Source organism: Janthinobacterium sp. JC611 (assembly GCF_018682595.1).
GTDB lineage: Bacteria > Pseudomonadota > Gammaproteobacteria > Burkholderiales > Burkholderiaceae_D > Janthinobacterium.
Window position 1 is genome coordinate 1 of record NZ_JAFLJN010000034.1, and the last position, 23,707, is coordinate 23,707.

22 protein-coding genes and 4 pseudogenes are annotated in these 23,707 nt (G+C 64.9%); 11 read left to right on the forward strand and 15 right to left on the reverse strand.

The features are described 5' to 3' along the window. Nucleotides 1-104 precede the first annotated feature (104 nt). Nucleotides 105-1,094 (reverse strand): annotated as a pseudogene (locus tag J0O65_RS20645) (IS481 family transposase); the annotation flags it as partial. Between the two features lie 285 nt (nucleotides 1,095-1,379). Here J0O65_RS20645 and J0O65_RS20650 point away from each other — a divergent pair. Then, on the forward strand, nucleotides 1,380-1,883 hold the full coding sequence (locus tag J0O65_RS20650; protein ID WP_215409089.1) for a hypothetical protein: 504 nt from the start codon (nucleotides 1,380-1,382) through the stop codon (nucleotides 1,881-1,883). Between the two features lie 124 nt (nucleotides 1,884-2,007). Here J0O65_RS20650 and J0O65_RS28385 read toward each other — a convergent pair. From J0O65_RS28385 to J0O65_RS20660, 3 genes and pseudogenes are all read right to left on the reverse strand, one after another. Then, nucleotides 2,008-2,148, reverse strand: a pseudogene (locus tag J0O65_RS28385) (hypothetical protein); the annotation flags it as partial. A 97-nt stretch (nucleotides 2,149-2,245) separates the two neighbouring features. Beyond that, nucleotides 2,246-2,473 carry a hypothetical protein gene (locus tag J0O65_RS20655; protein WP_215409090.1) on the reverse strand — a complete coding sequence of 76 codons (228 nt, stop codon included), beginning with the start codon at nucleotides 2,471-2,473 and terminating at the stop codon, nucleotides 2,246-2,248. 13 nt (nucleotides 2,474-2,486) lie between these two features. Beyond that, nucleotides 2,487-3,020: an ankyrin repeat domain-containing protein gene (locus J0O65_RS20660; RefSeq protein ID WP_215409091.1), complete on the reverse strand. Its 534-nt coding sequence runs from the start codon at nucleotides 3,018-3,020 to the stop codon at nucleotides 2,487-2,489. Nucleotides 3,021-3,254: 234 nt separating this feature from the next. On the opposite strand from J0O65_RS20660, the gene J0O65_RS20665 reads away from it, so the two are divergent. Next, entirely contained in the window at nucleotides 3,255-3,623 is a 369-nt protein-coding gene (locus J0O65_RS20665) for a cupin domain-containing protein (RefSeq protein WP_215409092.1), read from the forward strand. Between the two features lie 30 nt (nucleotides 3,624-3,653). Here the strand turns inward: J0O65_RS20665 and J0O65_RS20670 are convergent, their stop codons facing one another. Beyond that, nucleotides 3,654-4,853 carry a YbfB/YjiJ family MFS transporter gene (locus tag J0O65_RS20670; protein ID WP_215409093.1) on the reverse strand — a complete coding sequence of 400 codons (1,200 nt, stop codon included), beginning with the start codon at nucleotides 4,851-4,853 and terminating at the stop codon, nucleotides 3,654-3,656. Between the two features lie 294 nt (nucleotides 4,854-5,147). Here J0O65_RS20670 and J0O65_RS20675 point away from each other — a divergent pair, with 294 nt between their 5' ends. From J0O65_RS20675 to J0O65_RS20685, 3 genes are read left to right on the forward strand one after another with little or no spacing between them, the layout of a single operon-like run. Continuing rightward, entirely contained in the window at nucleotides 5,148-5,822 is a 675-nt protein-coding gene (locus tag J0O65_RS20675) for a CsgG/HfaB family protein (RefSeq protein ID WP_152253000.1), read from the forward strand. 8 nt (nucleotides 5,823-5,830) lie between these two features. After that, nucleotides 5,831-6,202, forward strand: a complete 372-nt coding sequence (locus J0O65_RS20680) for a DUF4810 domain-containing protein (protein WP_251373874.1) — start codon at nucleotides 5,831-5,833, stop codon at nucleotides 6,200-6,202. After that, nucleotides 6,199-6,861, forward strand: a complete 663-nt coding sequence (locus tag J0O65_RS20685) for a DUF799 domain-containing protein (protein WP_215409094.1) — start codon at nucleotides 6,199-6,201, stop codon at nucleotides 6,859-6,861. The genes J0O65_RS20680 and J0O65_RS20685 overlap by 4 nt, the downstream gene beginning before the upstream one ends. Here J0O65_RS20685 and J0O65_RS20690 read toward each other — a convergent pair. Together J0O65_RS20690 and J0O65_RS20695 are read right to left on the reverse strand one after the other, a co-directional pair. Further along, nucleotides 6,846-8,000, reverse strand: coding sequence for a tryptophan 7-halogenase (locus J0O65_RS20690; protein WP_215409095.1), 1,155 nt, complete (start codon nucleotides 7,998-8,000; stop codon nucleotides 6,846-6,848). The genes J0O65_RS20685 and J0O65_RS20690 overlap by 16 nt on opposite strands. Next, on the reverse strand, nucleotides 7,997-9,862 hold the full coding sequence (locus J0O65_RS20695) for a LodA/GoxA family CTQ-dependent oxidase (protein WP_215409096.1): 1,866 nt from the start codon (nucleotides 9,860-9,862) through the stop codon (nucleotides 7,997-7,999). The genes J0O65_RS20690 and J0O65_RS20695 overlap by 4 nt, the downstream gene beginning before the upstream one ends. A 187-nt stretch (nucleotides 9,863-10,049) precedes the next feature. Here J0O65_RS20695 and J0O65_RS20700 point away from each other — a divergent pair, with 187 nt between their 5' ends. Both J0O65_RS20700 and J0O65_RS20705 read left to right on the forward strand, forming a co-directional pair. Continuing rightward, the gene (locus J0O65_RS20700; RefSeq protein WP_215409097.1) at nucleotides 10,050-10,715 is read left to right on the forward strand and encodes a response regulator transcription factor; all 666 of its coding nucleotides are present in this window, start codon (nucleotides 10,050-10,052) and stop codon (nucleotides 10,713-10,715) included. Continuing rightward, on the forward strand, nucleotides 10,709-12,019 hold the full coding sequence (locus J0O65_RS20705; RefSeq protein WP_215409098.1) for an ATP-binding protein: 1,311 nt from the start codon (nucleotides 10,709-10,711) through the stop codon (nucleotides 12,017-12,019). Before J0O65_RS20700 ends, J0O65_RS20705 begins: the two co-directional genes overlap by 7 nt. Nucleotides 12,020-12,079: 60 nt before the next feature. On the opposite strand, the gene J0O65_RS20710 is transcribed toward J0O65_RS20705, so the two are convergent. Next, nucleotides 12,080-12,718, reverse strand: a complete 639-nt coding sequence (locus J0O65_RS20710; protein WP_215409099.1) for an NAD(P)H-dependent oxidoreductase — start codon at nucleotides 12,716-12,718, stop codon at nucleotides 12,080-12,082. 98 nt (nucleotides 12,719-12,816) lie between these two features. Next, nucleotides 12,817-13,815 carry an aldo/keto reductase gene (locus J0O65_RS20715; RefSeq protein ID WP_215409100.1) on the reverse strand — a complete coding sequence of 333 codons (999 nt, stop codon included), beginning with the start codon at nucleotides 13,813-13,815 and terminating at the stop codon, nucleotides 12,817-12,819. A 99-nt stretch (nucleotides 13,816-13,914) separates the two neighbouring features. Here J0O65_RS20715 and J0O65_RS20720 point away from each other — a divergent pair, with 99 nt between their 5' ends. Next, nucleotides 13,915-14,805: a LysR family transcriptional regulator gene (locus tag J0O65_RS20720; protein ID WP_353056227.1), complete on the forward strand. Its 891-nt coding sequence runs from the start codon at nucleotides 13,915-13,917 to the stop codon at nucleotides 14,803-14,805. Here the strand turns inward: J0O65_RS20720 and J0O65_RS20725 are convergent, their stop codons facing one another. Next, nucleotides 14,806-15,891, reverse strand: coding sequence for an ATP-binding protein (locus J0O65_RS20725; RefSeq protein WP_215409101.1), 1,086 nt, complete (start codon nucleotides 15,889-15,891; stop codon nucleotides 14,806-14,808). Then, nucleotides 15,891-16,640, reverse strand: coding sequence for a response regulator (locus tag J0O65_RS20730; RefSeq protein WP_215409102.1), 750 nt, complete (start codon nucleotides 16,638-16,640; stop codon nucleotides 15,891-15,893). Before J0O65_RS20730 ends, J0O65_RS20725 begins: the two co-directional genes overlap by 1 nt. Before the next feature lie 163 nt (nucleotides 16,641-16,803). Between J0O65_RS20730 and J0O65_RS20735 the strand changes: the two genes are divergently transcribed. The 3 genes from J0O65_RS20735 to J0O65_RS20745 are packed head-to-tail and all read left to right on the forward strand — an operon-like array spanning nucleotide 16,804 to nucleotide 22,531. Next, on the forward strand, nucleotides 16,804-17,967 hold the full coding sequence (locus J0O65_RS20735; protein WP_215409103.1) for an efflux RND transporter periplasmic adaptor subunit: 1,164 nt from the start codon (nucleotides 16,804-16,806) through the stop codon (nucleotides 17,965-17,967). Nucleotides 17,968-18,011: 44 nt separating this feature from the next. Next, complete coding sequence (locus tag J0O65_RS20740) at nucleotides 18,012-21,158, forward strand: multidrug efflux RND transporter permease subunit (RefSeq protein WP_215409104.1); 3,147 nt, start codon at nucleotides 18,012-18,014, stop codon at nucleotides 21,156-21,158. After that, nucleotides 21,158-22,531 carry an efflux transporter outer membrane subunit gene (locus tag J0O65_RS20745; RefSeq protein WP_215409105.1) on the forward strand — a complete coding sequence of 458 codons (1,374 nt, stop codon included), beginning with the start codon at nucleotides 21,158-21,160 and terminating at the stop codon, nucleotides 22,529-22,531. Before J0O65_RS20740 ends, J0O65_RS20745 begins: the two co-directional genes overlap by 1 nt. 38 nt (nucleotides 22,532-22,569) lie before the next feature. Here J0O65_RS20745 and J0O65_RS28270 read toward each other — a convergent pair. The 4 genes and pseudogenes from J0O65_RS28270 to J0O65_RS20755 all read right to left on the reverse strand — a co-directional run. Then, nucleotides 22,570-22,665: pseudogene (locus J0O65_RS28270) on the reverse strand (contractile injection system tape measure protein); the annotation flags it as partial. Next, nucleotides 22,659-22,778 (reverse strand): annotated as a pseudogene (locus J0O65_RS28275) (hypothetical protein); the annotation flags it as partial. The pseudogenes J0O65_RS28275 and J0O65_RS28270, both read right to left, overlap by 7 nt. A 31-nt stretch (nucleotides 22,779-22,809) precedes the next feature. Further along, the gene (locus J0O65_RS20750) at nucleotides 22,810-23,358 is read right to left on the reverse strand and encodes a type VI secretion system tube protein Hcp (RefSeq protein WP_251373875.1); all 549 of its coding nucleotides are present in this window, start codon (nucleotides 23,356-23,358) and stop codon (nucleotides 22,810-22,812) included. Nucleotides 23,359-23,380: 22 nt separating this feature from the next. After that, nucleotides 23,381-23,668 carry a 7(1) septoil knot domain-containing protein gene (locus J0O65_RS20755; protein WP_215409106.1) on the reverse strand — a complete coding sequence of 96 codons (288 nt, stop codon included), beginning with the start codon at nucleotides 23,666-23,668 and terminating at the stop codon, nucleotides 23,381-23,383. Between the last annotated feature and the right edge of the window lie 39 nt (nucleotides 23,669-23,707).

Consider the following 23,707-nt stretch of genomic DNA (forward strand, 5'->3'; position numbering starts at 1 on the left):
TCAGTATCGTCCCGGTAAATGGCGCCGCGCCGGTCGCCGCGCGAAGTAACGTGATAGAGGGCGCCGACGAACTCAAGTCGTAGTGGACTCGTCATTCGGTAGATGTCAAGACCCGCCTGGTTATAAACACGTTTAACAAATAATTCCGGCTTTTTCGCCTGCCATTTCTTCATTGCCTGAATCGGCGTTTCGTTGTTGAGAGCACGCTGCGGGATGTTGTGGTTATAGATTTTCAGGTAATTGCGCAGTGTTGATTCGAGCTCGGCCCTGGACGCGAAGCGGGTCTGGTTGACGACCTCGCTGATGCGGCCGTTGAAGCGTTCCACCATGCCGTTGGTCTGCGGATGACGTGGCGGGATCAGGCGATGTTCGATCGCCAGTTGCTTGCATAGCATGTCAAACGCGTGCTTGCCGCTGGGAATCCGGTCGCCCGTTTCCGGGTCTTTTTTCCTGCTGCTAAAGCGGTCGGTGAACTGGCTGCCATTGTCGGTGAGCAGCTTGACGATGGCGATCGGACAGGCTTTGTTGAGCTTGATCAGGAAGTCGGTGCTACTACTGTCGGACTGGTCGGCATAGATCTCCATGAAGACCCAGCGCGTGGCGCGGTCGATGGCGACGAACAGATAACGGCGTTCGGTTTCGTCAGGCATCTGCGGCAAGTACTTGATATCCATATGTAAAAAGCCGGGCTCGTAGTCCTTGAACGACTTTTTGGTGACGGGCTGATCGGTTTCCCGGGCGGCCAGTTCAAGCAGGCTGGAGACACCATGGCGACGCAGGCAGCGCCCCAGGGCGGCGCGCGAAAGCGCTGGATTGACGAACTCGCGGGCCACCGCCAGCAGGTCGTCGGTGGGCAGCAGCAGCGTGGTGCGCAGCTCCACGACGATCAATTCCTGCGCAGGCGTGAGCGTGGTGTGTATGGTACGTGGCCGGTGCGAAAGATCCTCGGCGCTGTCGCGGTTCTGCCACTTGCGGATCGTCAGACGACTGACGTTGTAGCGTTCAGCCAGTTCCCGTTGAGAGAGCGTCGATTTGCGGATTTCGTCACGAATCAGATGAGTGGTGCGGGCTTGGCTGTGAAGGGCTTGGCTCATGGCGCTGGTAGTTGGGTGACAGGATTCAACAGTGTACTCAAAAGCAACCTGGCCCTGAAAAATGGCAGGCTGCGAGTTGGAATATGATCACCCATATCTAAACAGGTAGACGATACCTGAGCTATATACATCGGCACTGAGATTGCGCAGAGGTTTGAATGTCGGAATGGCTGAGGCCGTGTCGGAATGGCGGACCTGACCCCGTCTCCTAACGTCTCCTAATGGATTTTTTAAGAGCCTGGAAAAAGAGTGGGCGTCAGACTGTAACATTTGATGGGAATTAAAATGAATTATGATATTTTTTTGAATGACGAAGTCGATTTTTGTGATGGAAAGCATAAATTATTTTTACGTCGCGATCCTGTGGTGAAAAAATTTCCACGTAAATTTATCGGGAAGTGTCAGGGATATATGAAATTGGATTCTGATGTGATTAAGATGATTTGGCTTGCAAAATGTCTTAAAAAAAATGGAGTATCCGCATATGTTACTAAGGCTGAAATAAGAAATGAAGTTGATGTATCATCATTAATGAAGATTGCGGAGAATGGTTTTATTGAAAAGATAAATGATTTCCCCGGTTATGATTTCTCGATAATGGAACGCACGCCATTAAATGGAACATTGTCCGTTAGGGCTGCTGGGTTTGTTCGATGGTCAGAAAAAATGGCGCGGGAAGGGTTTACTCCACCTGGTTTATTTCTTTATGTTGATAAATATGATTTACATATTGTTAATTCCGATGAGTTCCTTGAAATGGAAATTTTAGATAACTTAACCGAGGATTAAAATGTTAAGTCTATCTTTAGAGAGTTGAGTATTGATTGACGTTGGTACAATCATAGATAGGTGGCGCGCACGGTCGTTTCCAAGTAGTGAGGGCCGGGGCCAGGTCCGCCTTTCGTACACGATCTCAGCCTTGGTCGTCTCGATCTGCAGCAAGTTGCGCTTTACTAAATGCCGATACGGCCTGGCTGACTGTCCTGTTCGATACATGAAAAGCGGCGGCGACATGAGACATGGAAAAGCGGTTGGTAGATAAGCGTATGCCATTGCCTCGTCTCTGCTGCTATAGCTGGCTTGATATGGCGTTAATGACAGGGTGACAGCGTCGCGCTGAAGATCGGCGTATCCTTAAATTTATCGGAGCGCTACGATTGCTGATGTGCCGAAACGAAAGCGTGATCGGCCAGGAAAATCTGGTGACCGGTTTGAACAAGCGGATTTTCCTCTTCCGTTCCGTCCGCGACGAACCGGCAATGACAGATAGATCCGCTGAGGGTATTTTTGAGGGTATCGGTAACTGAATGGTTTGGAAAGTACTGAAAAATCAAGCGCTTAGCCACCTCATTGACCATCGAATGGGAATCATCACTCATTCGGCAGCGTCAGCTATGCCGTCTGCCCCAAGCTGGCCAGGCGGCCCAGGGTCTCTTGTGCATTCATGGACTTGGCCAGCGAGGCGGCGGTCATGCCGCGGCTGTCCACGGCATCGATGCGGGCGCCGTGTTGCAGCAGCAGGTCGAGGATGGCCAGGCGGTTGAACATGGCGGCCATCATCAAGGGGGTCTTGCCATCCGGACTGTTGCCTTCCACGTTGGCGCCGTGCCGGAGCAGCAATTCGGCGATGTCCAGGTAACCCTTGTAGGCCACGCCGGCCAGGGGCGTCTGGCCCTGGTCGTTCGGGACGTTGGCGTCGGCGCCCGCTGCGAGCAGCAGGCGTGACGTTTCAAGGTGGCCATGGTAGCTGGCCAGCATGATCAGGCTGTCGCCTTTTTCGTTGCGAAAGTTCACTGGCACGCCCTGAGCCACCATGGCGCCCAGTTGCTGCGTATCGCCTTCGCGCACCAGGGCGAACAGGCCCTGGATGAATTCCAGCGTTTCCGTATCCATCGTTGCCGGGATTTTTCGTGCATCGGTGTTCATCGTTTTCTTTCCGCGAAGGTGGGCCATGCCTGCAGTGTAAATGGATGTTGAAGCATTGGCCCGGAAGTTTCAATTGTACGATCCGTCTCCGCATTTGAGGTAAGTGCGGCAGGTGCTCTGCTTGTAAATTTCCATTATTAAACTATATTGGAAAATGATGTGATTTTTATATTGTGTCAGTTATTCCAGTTCGGAAATTTAATACTTCCAGAAATTCCAAAGGAGGGACGGGTCATGAGTGCGATGTTAGAAAAGAAATCCTTGGATAAGCCGGACGAAGTCCGCCCATTCAAGGACGGAGCCGGCCGGATGGCTGTCTTTACGCTTGGCGAACAGACCATGGGGCGCGGCGAATTTGAGCCTGGCTGGCGTTGGAGTCTGCACGTAAAACCGATTGCAGGAACCGATTCGTGCCAGGCAGCTCATACCGGCATGGTCCTTGAGGGACGGATGGTGGTAAGGATGAATGATGGCGCCGAAATGGAATATGGCCCGGGTGACGTCTTCTATATGCCACCAGGGCACGACGCCTGGGTGGTTGGAAACCAGCGTTGTGTACTGTTCGATGTAACAGGCGTCGCAAAGTATGCCAAACCGCAATAAGCGGGGCCAATGCATGTGCGATACAGTCGCTTACGCGCCCGCCGCCAGCGCCTTTTGCCGCGCGGCCAGCGCCGCGCCGATGAAGAGGGCGATGGCCGAGGCGATCAAGCCCCGTTCCAGTCCGGCGGGGCCGTCGGCGATCCAGCCGACGACGATGGGGCCGACGATCTGGCCCAGCGCGAATACCGTCGTGTAGGCGCTGATGCCAGCCGTCCAGGATTGCTGCGGCAGGTTATGCCGCACCAGGGCCGTGGTCGACGCCACCACCGACAGGAACACGGCGCCGAAGACGAGGCCGGAGAAGAACACGACGGGGACTAAGCTCGTCAGCGCGGGCAGGATGGTCGCCGCGCCCAGCACGCCATTCAATATCGCCAGCGATTCGCCGCCCTTGTAGCGGTCCAGCATGCGCGCCCAGATGCGCGACGACGCCACCACCGCCAGGCCCAATACCGTGTAGAACACCGTGATCAAGGCGGGCGGCATGCCTTGCTGCTTGAGCAGGGCGATGACGAAGGTCATGTAGCCGATGTAGCCGACGCCGAACATGCAGTAGCCGGCCAGGCTGGGCAAAAAGTCGCGCCAGGCGAAGCGCCGCGGCGTGTCGAGGGCGCGCGGCGCTTCGCCGATCGCTTTCGCCGGCAAGGCCATGATGGCGGTGGCGAGCAGGCAGGCGATGCCCAGTGCCAGCCAGGGCCACTGCCAGGCATGCGCGGCGCCGTGCTCCAGGGCGGACGCCAGCGCGGCCGGCACCAGCAGGGCCGACAGCGCGATGCCGAATCCCGTGCCGCCGTAATACAGGCCGATGTAGAAGCCGGCGCGCTGGCTGTGCATGGAGCCGAGCCGCGCCGCCAGCACGCCGCCGGCGATGAAGATGAAGGCGCTGGCCACGCCCGCGCACACGCGTTGCAGGAACAGTGTGGCCGTGTCGCTGACCAGGCCCGACATCAGCATGAAGATGCTGGCCAGCACGGAACCGATGAGCAGCAAGCGCCACACGCCCAGGCGGCGCATCAGGGCCGGCGTGGCCAGGGCGCCGAGAAAATAGCCGAGCGCATTGAAGGTGTTCATGGCCCCGGCCAGCAGATAGGACCAGCCCAGGTCGGCGCGCATGGGCGGCAGCAGCAAGCCATAGGAAAAGCGCGACAGGCCCAGGGCAACGGCCGCGCCCAGCGAGAGCGCCAGCGCCGTGGCCAGCGGATGGGGCGGGGAATGATCGTGTGTCGGCATGGCCTTGAGGTCCATCCAGGTGAGGGGGCAGTGGCGGACAAGGTTCTGTGGCCGGCAGTGGCATGCGGCGCTGACGGCGCACCGTTGCTTTTTTACTGCTAAGTTAATGAATCGGAGCTGGGAAGTCAAGCAGGGCTTGCGCCTGGACATGGTGCGTAACAATGCAATCTTTGCCATCGTTACTTTTGGAGAGAATTGTGAGACATGCAATCTCATATAATTGCATTTGGGAAATTAAATTGCCCAAATTCAATTTGGCAGCTTGCTCCTGATCCTCCATATCATAAGGGCACTATGAACAAGAATACACCTGGCGCGTTGTTGATGGCAGCGCTGATTGGCGCGGCGTTGGCTGGCTGCGCTTCCGAATCCTCGCAAGCTTTGGCCGTCCCCACGGTTGCCAGCGCGGCCCGTCCCTACGTTGGTCCACGCACCCTGATCGCTGTCGGCAAGTTCGACAACCGCTCCAACTTCATGCGCGGCATCTTTTCCGATGGCGTCGACCGCCTGGGCAGCCAGTCGAAAACGATCCTGATCGCGCACCTGCAGACCTCCAACCGTTTCAATGTGCTCGACCGCGACAACATGGCGGAACTCAAGCAGGAAGCCGACTTCAAGAAGCAGGGCCAGAATATCAAGGGCGCCGATTTCGTCGTCACGGGCGACGTGACCGAATTTGGCCGCAAGGAAGTGGGCGACAAGCAACTGTTCGGCATCATGGGCCGTGGCAAGACGCAAGTGGCGTATGCCAAGGTCACCTTGAACGTCGTCAATATCGCCACCTCGGAAGTCGTGTACTCGGCTGGCGGCGCCGGCGAATACAGCCTGTCGAACCGTGAAGTGCTGGGTTTTGGCGGCACCGCCAGCTATGACGCCACCCTCAACGGCAAGGTGCTGGACCTGGCCATGCGCGAAGCGGTCGAGCGCCTGGTGGCTGGCGTCGAAGCGGGCGCATTGCGCAAACAATAAGGTATCCCATGAAACAGACAATGATGAACAAGGGCGCAGCCCTGCTGGCGACGCTCGCCTGTGCCGCCCTGACCGGTTGCGCCACGCAATCGAAGACCCTGTACCAATGGGAAGGCTATCAGCCGCAAGTGTACGAATACCTGAAGGGGGAAAGCCCGGAGCAGCAGATGGCCGCCATGGAAAAAGACTTGCAAGTGATCGCTGCGAAAGGCAATCACGCGCCGCCGGGTTTCCATGCCCACCTGGGCATGCTGTACTCGATCGCCGGCAAGCCGGAGCAGGTCGCCGCGCAGTTCGAGGACGAGAAAAAACTGTTCCCGGAATCGACGCCGTATATGGACTTCCTGTTGGGTAAATTGAAAAAAGGCGAGAAATTATGATGTCGCGCATGTTGAAAATGGCCCTGTGCCTGGGCCCCGCCATCTTCATGGTGGGCTGCGCCACCAAGCAGGCGGCCTACGATTACACGGCCTTCAAGGCCGCCAAGCCCCGTTCCATCGTGGTCTTGCCGCCGCTGAACAACTCGCCGGAAGTCAATGCCGGCAACAGCGTCTACGCGCAAGTGACCTATCCGCTGGCCGAGGCGGGCTACTATGTGCTGCCGGTGGCCGTGGTCGGTGAAACCTTCAAGCAGAACGGCTTGACGAACGCGGCCGATATCCACGGCGTCGAGGCGAAAAAGCTCAACGAGATCTTCGGCGCCGATGCGGGCCTGTACGTGACGATCTCCAAGTATGGCACGACCTACGCCGTGATCGACAGCGTGACGGTAGTGGCGGTCGATGCCAAACTGGTCGACCTGAAGACGGGCGCCTTGCTGTGGCAGGGTGCGGCCAGCGCGTCCAGCAACGAAGGCAATAACAGCGGTGGCGGCGGCCTGGTCGGCATGCTGGTGACGGCGGCGGTCAAGCAGATCATCAACACCAGCACCGATGCCAGCCACCCGCTGGCTGGCACGGCGAATGCGCGCATGCTGTCGGCCGGCGTGCCGAATGGCCTGCTGTACGGTCCCCGTTCGGAACGCTACCTGGCGCAGTAAGCGTTTGATGACGCCATGTCCGGGCCCTGCGTATTGCAGGGCTTGTCCCATGGCTGGCTGCGCCGGCGCCAGAACGGCGCCGACGGCCAGCGCGTTTCCTGGCCGTAGCAGTACGCCAGGTGGCGCTCGTACGCGGCGCCGATGGACGCCAGTTCCCCCTGGTAGTGTTGATAAGCCAGCAATTCTCCCCGCAGCGTGCGGTCGGCGGCCTCGGCCGCGGCCAGGCCCGTGTACAGGGCGTTGAAGATGCCTTGCGACGACAGCGGGTCGAAGCTCAGGGCGGCGTCGCCGGCGGCGAACCAGCCTGGGCCGGCGCCGGCGTCCAGGCTGGCCGTATGGGCGGGCGTGGCCAGGGCTGGCGTATCGGCCGCGTAGCCTTGCTGCTCCAGCAATTCCCGCGTGGCCGGCAGGCGGCGCGCCGCCGCTTCCAGCCAGCCGGCATCGCGCAAGGCTTTGCTGTCGAGTAAATCCGCATCCGTATGCAGGGCCAGCACGCGGCGCCGGCCGGGCAGGGGCGCGCTGTACCACCAGCCGTCTTCGCACGCCTCGATGTGGGCAAAGCCCCGCGCCGAGGGCGTGCGGTCCTGTCCGTATTGCCATACTGATACCAGCCGGTCGCCGCGCTGGCGCCGCGCGCCGACTTTGCGGGCCAGCCGGGCGCTGCGTCCCGTGGCGTCGATGACGATGCGCGCCGCCGCGTCGCACGGGCCGTGTTGCGTTGCCAGCCGAACTTTCCAGCCGCCATCGTCGGGCGCGATGGCCGCGACATTGGCCGAGGCCAGCAGGGCGGCGCCGCGCCGGCGCGCCTCGTCGCGCAGCCAGCGGTCGAAGGTGCCGCGCGCCAGGTGCCAGCCGTGCCCATCGGGATCGCTGAGGAAGTGGTGCTCCGTCCAGGCGCCGTTCCACCAGGCGCGGTTGCCGTGGTAGGGCGCATGGCCCTGCCGCAGGAAGGCCTCCAGCAAGCCCATGTCCCGCAGCAGGCGCGCGGCGGCGGGCGGCAGGGATTCGCCGATGCGCGCCAGCGGCGCGGCCAGCCGGTCGACCAGCAAGACCCGGTGCCGCCCCGCCAGGTTCAGGGCGGCCGTGGCGCCGGCCGGACCGGCGCCGACGATGAGCACGTCGGCCTGCAGCACGGTCACAAGCGGCGTCGCTGCAGATGGCGCGCCTTCTCCGTGCCTTCCAGGTCGACGTCGACGAACTCGTCGGGTATGCCTGCGGCGGCGCGCAGCAGGTGCTTGCCGGCCGCGGGTGGCGGCAGGCTTTCCACCTGCAGGAGCGCGGGGAAGCCGGCCAGGTCCGTGGGGCCGGGGCGCACCTCGACCACGCCCACTTGCGCCAGGTCGGCGATCATGTTGTTGATCTGTTCTTCATAGCTGATGTTGCCCAGTGGCCGTATCCACGCGGCGCGCCGGGCGAAGGCGGCCAGGCGGTCGTCGACGGGGACTTCCCGGTTCATCACCGTATCGTAGGCCAGCTTGCTCATCACCTGGTTCGGCACGCGCGCGGGCCAGAAGGTGGGCACGTAGGGATCGTAGTCGGACTGGTAGCCGGAGCGGCAGCTGGCCGTGTCCGTTTGCCATGGCACGGCCATCCAGCGCGTCACGCCGCCGGCGATCTGCGCCGAGCAGGGGCTGGAGATATTATCCGGCGTCAAGACGGCGCCATAGTCGGGTTCCACCCAGCCCGGCGGCCGGTGCGCCAGACGGAACGGCGCGCTGTACATGCTGGCCTGGCGCATGGGCCAGGTCATTTCGCAGCCGGGGTGGAAGGCGTCGGCCAGGCAGAATTCCATGGCCGCGCGCAGCAGGGTGTCCGGTTGCAGGGCCACGTCCACGTCGGCCAGGCTTTGCGGCGGCGTCTTGCCGGGCGCATAGTCGGCCGTGAACTCGCCGGCCGCCCATTGCTTGAGGAAGCGCAGTTGCAGATTGCTCAGCGCGCAATTCTGGCGCGGCGTGTCCGCCGGCGGGATGGCCATCGCGTCGCCATACAGCCATGGCCACGGCGATGGCGCCCAGGCGTCGCGCTCGAACTGGCGGAACTGGTTATAGATGACGTTGCGCCATTCCTTGCGGTTGTCGGATGGGCTGGCCAGGCGCGCCATCCATTCGTCGCGGCTGAACGGCGTGCTGCCATCCCAGCCGAAGGCGGCCGCGAAGCCGGCGTTGACCCATTGCAGGTTGGACAGGCGCTCGAAAATGGGACGGATATCGTCCTGGAACGAGGGAATGGCCGGCGCGGCAAGTTTCCCTTCGGAAACAAACAAGTCGCGCATCAAGTCCCACATGGTGCGTACCGACTTTTGCTGCGGCGCGTAGTCGGGCGGGGCGACGACGACCCAGGCCATGTCGACGGGCAAGGCCTTGCCCTGGTAGTGCACGGTGGCGCAGACGGGGCCGTCGGCCGTGTCGTCATACCAGCCCTCGTTGTTGGCGAAGGTGATGGCGCGCGCGCCATTCCACGAGGCCGACTTGCCATGGCCGCCCAGCACGATCAGCCGTCCCATGGCGTCCGTGCGCAATTCGCCCAGGTAGACGGGCGTGCCCATGAAGCTGCCGCTGTCGAAGGCGACGGCCGGCTGTTCGCTGCCGCTGATCGTGCGCTCGCCCGGCGTGATGGACAGTTGCGCGCGGTCGGTGACGGCCATGTTGCGCAGGAACGAGGGCTGGGTGACATTCGCCTCGGGAATGTCGAGCGCGATCTGGAACTGGTACCACGCCGCCTTGGTGTTGGCCAGGGTGACGGACCATGCGATGTCGGCATTGGCGGCGTTTAATTCGGCCACCGCCACGCCGGCGGCGTTCAGGCCGTAGATGCGAAAGCCCGCCGCCTGGCGCTTGATGGCGCCTGAGGCATCGCGGTAATAGCCGGCCGGCCGCGGCGCCGGTTCCGGCACCTCCGGTCCCAGAAAGTATTCGCTGGGGCTGTTGCCGACGCGGGCAATGCCGATGGGCGGATAAATCGCCGCCTTGACGATGACGGTATCTTGGGTGGAATGGGACATGGCATGCCTTTCCAGACGCGTGAAGGGAAGGAAAATATACCGCATAAAAAACGCGCCAAATGCGCACATAGTCACCGCATCGTGAATTCGTGCGCCGGGCGCCGGACACACGCAGCGGCGGCGCGCCAGGCGCGCTTCCCCCAGCCACGTTAAGATAGCGGTATTTTCAAGACTGCGAGAGGCCCAGGTGCGCGTGCTGCTGGTGGAAGACGATCCGATGATCGGGGAAAGCCTGGTCGAGGGCTTGCGCGGCGAGTGCTATGCCGTGGACTGGGTGCGCGATGGCCACGATGCGGAGCTGGCGCTGGCCGGTTTCGCCTACGATCTGATGCTGCTGGACCTGGGCTTGCCCGGCAAGGAGGGCATGGAGGTGCTGCGCGCCATGCGCGCGCGTGGCGCCGAGCTGCCCGTGCTGATCATCACGGCGCGCGACGGCACGCCGGCCCGCGTGGAAGGACTCGACAGCGGCGCCGACGATTACCTGGTCAAGCCGTTCGACCTCGACGAGCTGCTGGCGCGCATCCGCGCGCTGCTGCGGCGCCGCGTCAGCCGTTCGCGCTCCGTCATCGAGCATGGCGCGCTGATCCTCGACCTGGCCAGCCACGACGTCACGTTCGAGGGGGAGCTGATCAAGCTGCCGCCGCGCGAGTTTTCCGTGCTGCGCGCCTTGCTCGACCATCCGGGCAAGGTGGTGTCGAAGCGCCAGCTGAGCGAGAAGCTGTACGGCTGGGATTGTGAAGTGGAAAGCAATACCGTCGACGTGTACGTGTACCAGCTGCGCAAGAAGCTCGGTGCGGATTGCATCCAGACCGTGCGCGGCGTGGGCTACAAGATGCGGGTGGCAGCTTGCTGACCATCCGCCGCCAGTTGCTGCTCGGTTTGCTGGTCGCCACCTTGCTGTGCGTGCTCGGCGCCGGCATTTCTCTGTTCCGCTCGCTGCAGGAAGAAACCAATGAACTGGCCGACTTGCAGTTGCGCCAGCTGGCCGTGGCCTTGCCCGACGAGTTCGAGCCGCAGGCGGGCCTGGCCGCCGCGCAAGAGCCGGAAGAAGCGTTCGTGCTGCAGGCGTGGGATGAGGACGGCCAGCCCTTGCCTGTCCTGCAGGGCCAGCCGGCATTGCCGCGCTATGCGCTGGCCGGCTTCGCCGACGTCAGCTTGCACGGCGAGGACTGGCGCCTGTACGGCGAGACGCGGCGCGGCCGCTACGTGCAGGTGGCGCAGGCGCAGGCCGTGCGCGACCAGCTGGCCTGGCAGATGACCGTGCGGGCCGGCGCGCCCCTGCTGGTGTTCGCGCTGATCCTGGCGCTGCTGATCGTCGCCGTCGTAGGGCGCGCGCTGGCGCCGCTGCACCGGCTGGCCGAATCGGTGGCGGGCCGTTCGCCGGACGCCCTGACGCCGCTGGCGGCCGACGACATGCCGCCCGAGCTGCGGCCCGTGGCGCTGGCCTTGAATGGCTTGATGCGGCAGTTCGAGGCGGCGCTGACGGCGCAGCGCACCTTTGTCGCCGATGCCGCGCATGAATTGCGCTCGCCGCTGACGGCGCTGAAACTGCAGCTGCAGGTGGCCGAGCGGGCCGCCAGCGAGGAAGAGCGCCGCGTGGCGCTGGCGCGGCTGCACGAACGGCTGGACCGCAGCACGCACCTCGTGCGGCAACTGCTCAGCCTGGCGCGCCACGAAACGGCCTTGACTTCCAGCCAGCTGCGCACGGTGGACCTGGGCCAATTGCTGGAAGCGGCCGTGGCCGATCACAGCGCGCTGGCCGACAGCCGCGCGATCGACCTGGGCGTGGTGGATGCGCCGCCGGCCAAGGTATTGGTGCAGGCCGATCCCGATGGCTTGCAAGTGTTGTTGAATAACTTGATCGACAACGCCTTGCGCTACACGCAGCAGGGCGGCAGGGTCGACTTGCAGGCGGCGCTGGAAGGGGGCCGGCCCCTGCTGCGCGTGTCCGACAACGGTCCCGGCGTGCCGCGCCAGCACCATGCGCGCCTGTTCGACCGCTTCTTCCGCCCCGACGGCAACGACGCCTGGGGTTGCGGCCTGGGCCTGTCCATCGTGCGCCACATCGCCGAGCACCACCAGGCCGATATCGCGCTGGCCGATGGGGAGGCGGGGAGGGGACTGCAGGTGACGGTGCGTTTTCCGCAGGCGGCTTGAACGGACAAAAAAAAGCGGATGCCGGCGAGGGCATCCGCTTTTCAGTCACGGGCGTGGCGCTTACGCCAGCTCGGTGATGAATTGCGCGCGCGCGGGGCGCACTTTTTTCAGGTCCACCAGCCAGTCGCCTTCGTCGGCGCGGTAGCCCAGCGGCAGCATCACGACGGAGCGCAAGCCTTTTTCGCGCAAGCCCAGGATCTCGTCGACCTTGGCCGGGTCAAAACCTTCCATCGGCGTCGAATCGACCTGTTCCTGCGCTGCGGCGATCAGGGCCGTGCCCACGCCGATATACGCCTGGCGCGCCGCGTGCTGGTAGTTGGTTTCCGCGTCGCGCTGCGGATACGTGGCGAGGATCTGCTGGCGGTACGCTTCCCAGCCTTCATTCTTGAAGCCGCGCACTTCGTTGACCAGGTCGAAGCGCGCGTTGATGCGTTCGGCCGTGTAGTTGTCCCAGGCGGCAAACACCAGCAGGTGCGAGGCGTCCGTCACTTGGCCCTGGTTCCACGCATGCGGCTTGATCTGCTCGCGCAGGGCCGGATTCGTCACGACGAAGACTTCATAAGGATGCAGCCCGCTGGAGCTGGCCGTCAGGCGCACGGCTTCCAGGATGCGCTCGACCTTGTCTTGCGGCACCACTTTACTTGGGTCCATCTTCTTGGTGGCGTAGCGCCATTGCAGTGTTTCGAGCAAATCGGACATGTAAATCCCTTTCATGATGAATAGTTCAGATTAGAAATGATAGCGGATTCAGGCATTTCAAGTGCGGCGGTCAAAATAGCGCACCCGAGTACCGTCGTCTACAGGCCAACCATGGCAAGTTCCGCGTCCGGGTAGCGCGCCCCTTGCACGCTGGCGGGCGCGATGGCGGCGCCGACGGCGGCCAGCTCGGCTTCGCTCAAGGCGACCTGCGCGGCGGCCACGTTCTCTTCCAGGTGCGCCAGGCTGCGGGCGCCGGGAATCGGCACGATGTCAGCGCCCTGGGCCAGCAGCCAGGCCAGGGCCAGCTGCGCCGCCGTGGCGCCGCGCGCCGCCGCCAGGTCGTGCAATTTTGTCAGCAGCTGCCCGTTGGCGGCCATCGCCTGCGGCTGGAAGCGGGGCAGGCTGTGGCGGTAGTCGTCCCGCGCCAGCGTGGCGCCGGACGGCGGTTGGCCCGTCAGGAAGCCGCGGCCCAGCGGGCTGTAGGGGACGAAGCCGATGCCCAGTTCACGGCAGACGGGCAGCACCTCCGCTTCCACGTCGCGGCTCCACAGCGAATATTCGGATTGCACGGCGGCAATTGGATGCACGGCATGGGCGCGGCGCACGGTGGCGGCCGACGCTTCCGACAGCCCCAGGTGGCGCACCTTGCCCGCCCGTACCAACTCGGCCATGACGCCCACCACCTCTTCGATGGGCACGGCGGGGTCCACGCGGTGCTGGTACAGCAGGTCGATGCAGTCGATACCGAGCCGTGACAGCGAGCCGTCCACCGCCTGGACGATATGTTCGGGGCGGCTGTCGACGCCCGCCATGCGCTCCACTCCCTGGCCGTGCGGCAAGATCTTGAAGCCGAACTTGGTGGCGATGTGGACCTTGCCGCGCAACTGCTTCAGGGCGCGCCCCACCAATTCCTCGTTGGCGTAGGGGCCGTACACTTCCGCCGTGTCGATCAGGGTCACGCCCAGGTCCACGGCGCGGTGCAGCACGCGCAGCGAGGTGGCCTCGTCCGCGCCGCCGTAGGCAAAGCTCATGCCCATGCAGCCCAGGCCGATGGGTGCGACGCGCAAGCCGGACTTGCCCAATGTTCTGTGTTCCATGCTCATTCCTTTTCAAAAAAAGATGCAAACAGTATGGATGAAGCGACTGCATGCGATAAGATACCTAATCCTGCATGCATTACTGAACATGGCTCATGAATGATGGCTGACCTGAATGAATTGACGGCCTTTGCCGCCGTCGCCCGCCTGCGCAGCTTTCGCCAGGCGGCGCTGGAACGGGGCGTGTCCGCCTCCGCCCTCAGCCATGCGCTGCGCGCGCTGGAAGAGCGCCTGGGCGTGCGCCTGCTGAACCGCACCACGCGCAGCGTCACGCCGACCGAGGCGGGGCAGCTGCTGCTGGCGCGCCTGGCGCCGGCCATGCGCGAAATCGACGATGCCTTGCAGGACTTGAGCGCCTTGCAGGACGTTCCTGCAGGCAAGCTGCGCCTGAACGTGCCCCGTCCGGCTGCGCGGCTGCTGCTGGCGCCCATGCTGGCCTCTTTTGTTGCGCGCCATCCGCGCGTGCAGGTCGAAGTGGTGACGGACGACGGCATGATCGATATCGTGCGCGACGGTTTTGACGCGGGCATCCGCTTCGGCGAGCAGGTGGCGGCCGACATGATCGCCGTGCCCGTGGGCGCGCCGCAGCCCTTCGTCGTGGTGGCGTCGCCCGCCTACCTGGCGGCGCATGGGGCGCCAGGCACGCCGCGCGCGCTGCTGGCGCATGCCTGCATCGGCCGGCGCTTTCCCAGCGGACGCCAGTACGCGTGGGAGTTCGTGCAGGACGGGGAAGGCGTCAGCATCGCCGTCGGCGGCCCGCTGGTGTTCGACGACGATGAGCTGATGTTGCGCGCGGCCCGCGATGGCGCGGGACTGGCGTATGTGTACGAGGCCGATGCGCGCACCGATATCGCGGCGGGACGCCTGGCGTGCGTGCTGGAGCGCTGTCTGCCGCCGCCGCCCCGTTACTTCCTGTACTACCCGAGCCGGCGGCAGATGCCGGCCGTCCTGCGCGCCTTTGTCGACATGCTGCGCGCGCCGGCGGTATAGTCAGCCGGCGGACGGCGGGGCCGTATGCTCGACCGGCCACTTGATCGTGAACAGGCTGCCGCCCGCCTTGGCGCGGGTGCAGGCGGCGCTGCCGCCGTGCGCGCGCGCGATGGCGTCGACCACGGCCAGGCCCAGGCCGCTGCCCGCGTTCAGGTCGACCCTGTCGCTGTCGCCGCGGCGGAAGGCCTCGAACACATGCGGCGCCAGTTCCTCCGCAATGCCGGGGCCCGCATCCTCGACGCTGAGAATATACTGGCCGGCCTGCACGCGCGTGCGCACGCGCAGCAGGCCCGGATGGGCATAGCGGCGGGCGTTGTCGAGCAAGGCCAGCACGATTTGCCGGATGCGCGCCGCATCGCAGCAGACGGGATGGTCGGACAGGTGCAAGCGCAGGGTAAAACCGGCCGCTTCCATCTCCTGCGCCAGCAGGCGGCCCACTTCCTCGATTTCCAGGGTCAGGTCCGTCCACGCCATGCGCAGCTGCATGTGGCCGCTGTCGGCCAGGCTCAGGGTGCGCAAGTCCTCGATCAGGCGGCCCAGGTCCTCGACTTGCGCCAGCAGGCTGGAAAACGGCACTTCCTCGGGCTTGAACACGCCATCGACGACGCCTTGCAAGGTGCCGCGCAGGATGGTCACGGGCGTGCGCAGTTCGTGCGCGATGGCCGCATTCCACGTCAGGCTTTCCTGCGCTCCCCGCTGCAGGCGCTCGGCCATGCTGTTGAAGTCGTCGACCAGCATGGCCGTCTCGCCCAAGGTGCGGTCGCCCGCGAAGGCGCGCGCGGACAGGTCGCCATGCGCCACGCGGCGCACGCTGTCCATCACGGAATTGATCGGTTTCAAGATGCGCGCGGCGAGCTTGATGGCGAAAAAGGCGGCCAGGCCCAGGCCGAAGACGGTGATGGCGAAGATCCACAGCCACTCGACGGTGCTGGGCGACCAGTCGTCCGGTTCGGACAGCATGCCGGGATCGATCTTGAAGGCGATGGCGAAGAATGCCCAGGAGCCGATCCAGATAATCAGGATGCTGCACACCATCAGCACGGACATCGACAGCACGATCTGCCGGTTCAGGCCCGTGAGGCGCATCAGGCTTCGCTTTCCAGGCGATAGCCCACGCCGCGCAGGCTGGCGGGCATGTTCGTCACGCCCGCTTCCTCGAGCTTCTTGCGCAGCTTGCTGACGTGGCTGTCCACCGTGCGCTCCATCGAATTGCTCTCGGGCATGCACGACTCCAGCAATTCCATCCTGCTGCAGACGCGGCGCGGCGTGCGCGCCAGGTGGGCCAGCAGGCGAAACTCCGTCAAGGTCAGGCTCAAAGGCACGGGCGCGCCGTCGCGCAGCACGCTGGCCATATACGTTTCCTGGTCGATCTCGATGGGGCCGCAGCGCAGGCGCTGGCCGCCCACCGGGTGGTGGCGCACGCGCGAGCGGCGCAGCACGGCCGCCACGCGCGCCACCACCTCGGCCGGATTGAAGGGCTTGATGATGTAGTCGTCGGCCCCCACGCGCAGGGCGGCCAGCTTGTCGGCATCCTGGTCGCGCGCCGTCAGCATGATGACGGGCGTCTCGCCGCGCCGCCGCACCTCGGCCAGCACGCCCCAGCCATCGACCCTGGGCATTTGCACGTCGAGCAGCAGCAGGTCCGGCGCCAGCGCCAGGTGCTGCTGCAGCGCTTCCTGGCCATCGTGGGCGTAGGCCGTGCGGTAGCCGTCGCGCTCCAGGTAACCGGCGAGGATGCGGGCGATTTGCGGTTCATCTTCGGCGATCAGGACGAGGGCGGAAGGCGGGGTGGTGGCAAGAAACGAGGGCTGGCTGGCGCTGTGATGATAGTTCATGCAAATAGTCTAGCATTCTTCGCGCTCTCCATCGAATCTCCACATTTCTTTGACGGAACATCCACGCAAGGCTTTTATCCTGCGTTTATCTGTCGACCGGACCGCCGGTCGGGATCCGCCATAGAGAAACGTCATGCCAGTCAAGTACCTTACCAGGAAAAACATGTTGATCGCCGCGGCACTGCTCAGCCTTGCCGCCTGTTCCAAACCCGCGCCGCAAGAGGGCGCCGCGCCGCCCGCCGCCGCCGTTGCGGTCACGGTCCTCAAGCTGCAGGCCGCGCCCGTGGTGCTCAGCGATGAATTGCCGGGCAGGGTGGCCGCCTTCCGCACGGCCGACATCCGCCCGCAAGTGGGCGGCATCGTGCTGCGCCGCCAGTTCGAGCAGGGCGCCGACGTGAAGGCGGGGCAGAAGCTGTTCCAGCTGAACCCGGCGCCGTTTCAGGCGGAAGTCGATTCGGCCGCCGCCGCGCTGCAGCATGCGGTGGCCACGGCGAAGCGCGCCGGCAGCCAGGCCGAGCGGTTGAAACCGCTGGTGGAGGCGGACGCCATCAGCCGCCAGGCGTATGACGACGCCGTGGCCCAGCGCGAGCAAGCCGTAGCCACCGTGGCGCAGGCGCGTGCCAGCCTGGCGCGCCGCCGCCTGGACCTGGCCTTTGCCAGCATCGAGGCGCCCATTGCCGGGCGCATCGGCCCGGAACTGGTGACGGAAGGCGCGCTCGTGGGCATGGCCGATGCCACGCCGATGGCGCGCATCCAGCAGATCGACAAGGTGTATGTCGACGTGCGCCAGCCGGCCGCCGCGCTGGCGGCATTGCAAGCGGCGGGCGCGGATGGCGCGGATGGCAAGGGCGGCGGCGCCGACAAGCTGCCCGTCACCATCCTGGGCGCCGATGGCCGGCCGCATCCCGTCACGGGCCGCATCCTGTTCTCGGGCATCAGCGTCGATGCGGGCACGGGCGACGCCGTCATCCGCGTGCTGGTCGACAATCCGCAGCGCCAACTGCTGCCGGGCATGTTCGTGCGCGCGCGCATCGCCCGCGCCGTGCGGCCAGACGGCGTGCTGCTGCCGCAGCAAGCGGTCCTGCGCGCCAGCGATGGACAGGCGCAGGCCTGGGTGCTCGATGGCCAGCACAAGGCCAGCCTGAAACCCATCAGCGTGGGCGACGTCGTCAACCACCAGTACGTGGTCAGCGGCGGCTTGAAGGCCGGTGACACCGTCGTCATCGAAGGCCAGGAGCGCCTGCAGCCGGGCGCCACGGCCGCGCCGCAACCGTGGAAGCGCGCCGCCGCCGTGGCCGCCGCCCCTCCCGTCAGCACCGTGCGCTGACCCGTACGCATTGAAAGTGTACTTATTGAAAGTGGTTTAACGACATGCCTCAATTTTTCATCAACCGCCCCGTCTTTGCGTGGGTGGTGGCGGTCTTCATCGTCCTGTTCGGACTGATCGCCATACCGCAATTGCCGATTGCGCGCTTCCCTTCGGTGGCGCCGCCCAGCGTCAGCATCAGCGCCAATTATCCTGGCGCCACGCCGCAAACCATGAACGATGCCGTGGTGGGCCTGATCGAGCGCGAACTGTCGGGCGTCAAGCACCTGCTGTATTTCGAGTCGTCCACCGATACCTCGGGTTCGGCCTCGATCAGCGTCACCTTTCAGCCCGGCACGAATCCGGAGCTGGCGCAGGTAGACGTGCAGAACCGCCTGAAAGCCATCGAGCCGCGCCTGCCGCAAGCCGTGCGGCAAAACGGCTTGACGGTGGAATCGGCGTCGTCGGGCTTCCTGATGATCGTCAGCCTGATTTCCGAAAACGGCCAGCACGACGAAGTGGCGCTGGGCGACTACCTGGCGCGCAACGTGACGGAGGAGCTGCGCCGCATTCCCGGCGTGGGCAAGGTGCAGCTGTTCGGCTCCGAGCGGGCCATGCGCATCTGGGTCGACCCGGCCAAGCTGGTGTCGTACAACATCGCCATGGGCGAGCTGACGGCCGCCATCGCGCAGCAAAATGCGCAGATCGCCCCGGGCCGCCTGGGCGATTCGCCCGCCGTGCACGGCCAGCGCGTGACCATCCCGCTGACGGTGCAGGGCCAGCTGCAAACGCCGGCCGAATTTGCCGCCATCGTGCTGCGCGCGAATGCGGACGGCTCGAAAGTGACCATCGGCGACGTGGCGAAAGTGGCGCTGGGCGCGCAAAGCTTCAACTTCAGCATCCGCGAAAACGGGCAAGCCGCGTCGGGCGCCGCCATCATGCTGTCGCCGGGCGCCAATGCCGTGCAGACGGCGGCCGCCGTGCGCGCGCGCATGGCCGAACTGGCGCACACCATGCCGGCCGGGATCAAGTATTCGGTGCCGTTCGATACGGCGCCGTTCGTCAAGATCTCGATCGAGAAGGTCGTCGTGACCTTGCTGGAAGCGATGGTGCTGGTGTTCCTCGTCATGTATCTGTTCCTGCAAAAGATACGCTATACGCTCATTCCCGCCATCGTCGCGCCCATCGCCCTGATGGGGACGTTTACGGTGATGCTGCTGGCCGGCTATTCCGTCAACGTGCTGACCATGTTCGGCATGGTGCTGGCCATCGGCATCATCGTCGATGACGCCATCGTCGTGGTCGAAGCCGTCGAGCGCCTGATGGCCACCGAGGGCCTGTCGCCGAAGGAGGCGACCTCCAAAGCCATGCGCGAAATCACCGGCGCGGTGGTCGGCATCACCCTGGTGCTGACGGCCGTGTTCATCCCGATGGCGCTGGCCAGCGGCTCCGTGGGCGCCATCTACCGCCAGTTCACGCTGGCCATGGCCGTGTCCATCCTGTTCTCGGCCTTTCTGGCGCTCACCCTGACGCCGGCCCTGTGCGCCACCATGTTGAAACCCATCGGCCCGCACGAGCATGATAAAAAAGGCTTCTTCCTGTGGTTCGACCGCCAGTTTGAGCGCATGACGGCGCGCTACGAGCAGGGCGTGGTGGCGATGCTGAAACGCGCGGGCCGCTCGATGCTGGTGTATGGCGCCATCGTCGCGGCGCTGGGCGTGGCCTTCCTGCAGCTGCCGTCGGCCTTTTTGCCGGAAGAAGACCAGGGCTATTTCATCACCTCGATCCAGCTGCCGTCCGACGCCACCATGGAGCGCACGCTCGATGTCGTCAAATTGTACGAGCAGCACGTGGCCACGCGGCCCGGTATCGAGGTGAACCAGTCCATCCTCGGCTTCAGCTTTTCCGGCGCGGGGCCGAACGCGGGCCTGGCGTTCACCATGCTGAAGGACTGGAAGGAGCGCAACGGCGCCACGGCGCAGGAAGAAGTGGCGCTGGCGCAGGCGGCCATGGCGCAGGCGAAGGAGGGCGTCATCATGAGCCTGATGCCGCCCGCCATCGATGAACTGGGCAACTCGTCCGGCTTTTCGCTGCGCCTGCAAGACCGCGCCAACCAGGGTGTCGCCGCCCTGCAGGCGGCGCAGAACCAGCTGCTGGGACTGGCCGCGCAAAGCGCCAGGGTGGCGGGCGTGTATCCGGACGGCTTGCCGCCCGGCGCCAGCGTGCGCCTCGATATCGACCGCAGCAAGGCGGAGGCGCTCGGCGTGTCATTTGGCGCCATCGCCGACATGCTGACGGCGGCCATGGGGTCGACCTATGTCAACGATTTCCCGAATGCGGGCCGCATGCAGCAAGTGATCATCCAGGCCGATGCGCCGTCGCGCATGCAGCTGAACGACGTGCTGGCCTTGCGCATCCGCAACAGCGCGGGCGGCATGGTGGCCCTGGGCGAGCTGGTGCGCCCCGTGTGGAGCGAGTCGCCGCTGCAACTGGTGCGCTACCAGGGTTATCCTGCGGCGCGCATTTCCGGCAGCGCGGCGCCCGGCGTATCGAGCGGCGACGCCATGCTGGAAATGGAACGTCTCGTGACACAGCTGCCGCCGGGCTTCGCGCTGGCGTGGACGGGGCAGTCGCTGCAAGAGAAGGAATCGGCGTCGCAGGCGCCCATGCTGATGGCGCTGTCGATGCTGGTGGTGTTCCTCGTGCTGGCGGCCCTGTATGAAAGCTGGAGCATTCCCGTCTCCGTGATGCTGGTGGTGCCGCTGGGCTTGCTGGGCGCCGTGCTGGCCGTGATGTTGCGCGGCATGCCGAACGATGTGTTCTTCAAGGTGGGCATGATCACCATCATTGGTCTTTCCGCGAAGAACGCCATCCTGATCGTCGAATATGCGCGCCAGCTGCAGGCGCAAGGGCGCGGGCTGGTCGAGGCGACGGTGGAGGCGGCCCGCTTGCGTCTGCGCCCGATCCTGATGACGTCATTGGCCTTCGCCCTGGGCGTGGTGCCGCTGATGCTGGCCACGGGCGCCAGCGCCGAGACGCAGCATGCGATCGGCACGGGCGTGTTCGGCGGCATGATCAGCGCCACCGTGCTGGCCGTGTTTTTCGTGCCCGTGTTCTTTGTCGTGGTGCTGGGCGCCGTCGACAGGATGGACCGCTACTTCAATCAACGCGGTCATCGCATCGCCGTCAAGACGGCGCAAGGAGAGTTGTAATGCGTTTGATGCTTATCACGCCGCTGGCCGCGCTGGCCTTGTCGGCCTGTTCCTTGACGCCGCCGCTGGTGAAGCCGGCGGCGCCGATTCCCGCCGCCTATGCCGAGGCCGCCGCGTCAGGCGTTGGCGATACTGCAGCCGGCCTGGGCTGGCGCCAGATGCTGCTCGATGCGCGCCTGCAGCGCCTGGTCGACATCGCGCTGGAAAACAACCGCGACCTGCGCGTGGCGTCGCTCAACGTGGAAGCCGTGCGGGCCCAGTACCAGATCCAGGATGCGGGCCGCTACCCGGCCATCGCCGCGAATGCGGGCGGCGCGCGCCAGCGCGGCGCCGATGCCACGGTGCAAAACCAGTTCACGGCCGGCGTCGCCATGAGCGCGTTCGAGATCGACCTGTTCGGCCGTTTGCGTTCGCTGTCGGACGCGGCCTTTGCGCGCTACCTGGCCACGCGGCAGGGCCAGCGGGCCGCGCACATGGCCCTGATCGGGGCCGTCGCCGATGCGTACCTGGAACAGCGCCTGGCCGAGGAGCAACTGGCGCTGGCGCGGCAAACCCTGCTCGATTGGCGCCAGGCCCTGGTCTTGACACGGCGGCTGCACGGCGCGCAGCAGGGCAGCGGCCTGGACGTGGCGCAAGCGGAAGGGCAGGCGGCCACGGCCGAAGCGGACGTGCAGGCGCGCGAGCGGGCCAGCCTACTTTCGCGCAACAACCTGGAATTGCTGCTGGGCGCGCCTCTGCCTGCCGGTTTGCCGGCGGGCCGGCCGCTCGACGGCCAGCCCGTGCTGACGCAGCTGCCGCCCGGCCTGCCGTCGGACTTGCTGGCGCGCCGTCCCGACATCCTGCAGGCGGAATACGCGCTGGTGGCGGCGAACGCGGAAATCGGCGCCGCCCGCGCCGCCTTCTTCCCGCGCCTGTCGCTGACGGCGCAGCTGGGCCTGGCCAGCCCGGAACTGGGCGACCTGTTCCGCGGCAGCGCGCGCAGCTGGTCGTTCGCGCCGCAAGTGACGCAGCCGCTGTTCCAGGGCGGCCAGCTGCGCGCGGAGCTGCAACTGTCGCGCCTGCGCAAGGACGTGGCCGTGCTGCAATATGAGCAGGCGATCCAGGCGGCGTTTCGCGACGTGCGCGACGGCCTGGCCGGCAGCGCCACGTATGCGCGGCAGATCGACGCCCAGCAGCGCGTGGCGGCGGCCGCCGAACAGCGGCGCAAGCTGTCCGCCTTGCGCTATGGCGCGGGCCAGGACAGCCGCCTGGAATTGCTCGACGCGCAGCGCCAGTCGTATGCGGCGCAGCAAACTCTGCTCGACTTGCGGCGCGACCAGTTCAAGTCGGCCGTGGCCCTGTACAAGGCGCTGGGGGGCGGGCTGGAAGAATAGGGGATACTGGCCGGTGCGCGCGCCTGCCAGCTCACATGCAGCGCTTGCCGCATCCACGGATGCACGATGACGGCCAGGCTCCACGGCAACTTCTCCATCAGCACGTCGACCGTCCTGCGCTGGACGGTCAGGGTGCACTTTCCATCGCGCCATGCTTCGCAGGCATCAGCACATTGAGTTTTCGCAACAGCATCTCAATGAAAGGATGGATCAGCACCAGGCCGGCGTTGTCGATGTAGCTGACTTTGACGGAAGCGCCGGCGGGTGGATGGTGTCGTTCATGGGCTTATCCGGTAAAGGCCGACATTGGCCGCCTGCGCGCCAGGCTCCAGCCCGTCCGCCTGCTGCACGCTGTGGCTCCAGAGGATGTCCGTAAAGCTCAGCTTGAACTGCTCGGTGGGCATGTCGTCGGGGTGGGTTTGCTGCTGGATTTCGCTGATCAGGGCGTCGCGCAGGGCAATGGTGATGACGTCGGCCGTCTTGCTGTTCGCATAGCGGGCGATGTACAGCCTGGTCGGCTGGGCGGCGCCTGTGCCCAGCGGCTGCGCCAGCAGGTACAGCTCGTTCAGTTTGACCGACGTCGCGTCGACATATTTAACGCAGGTAAATTCCGAGACCAGGGGCCGGCCGGAGGTGCGCGCCGCGTTGCCGACGTCGGTCGTCACTTGCTGCTGCATGCCTTGATGTAATGACACCAGCTCGATGCACTGGCCCATGCCCCGCAGCGCGGCGGCGTCGCGCCAGATGGCGTCGATATTGCCTCCACCGTCAGGCGCCTTGCCAAACACGAATTCAGGGTTGCCGGGTTCCAGCAAAATCAAATCCATGACGAACTCCTCCGCTCGATTGTCAGGCGCGGCCTTGCGACAGGCAGCCCTTGAGCCGGTGTGGCCTGGTCCAGCCGGCCTCGCTGGCGTGCTCGACAAAACAGATGGTCAGCTGCGCAAAGCCTGGCGAGGTGAAATACACGCTGGCCGTGGCGTCCTGGCGCTCACGGGTGATGCACCACTGCGCGTCGCCATGTGCCAGGCCCCGGCTGGCCACGCGCTGCACCAGCAAGTCGGCGTTGCCGCGCTGCACGATGGCTATCCGCACGTCGGCTTCGCCCATGTTGTTGGTCTGATAGATGCGCGCCACTTTCCTCGTCTCCGTTGCAATCGTGCCTGCGACTATACA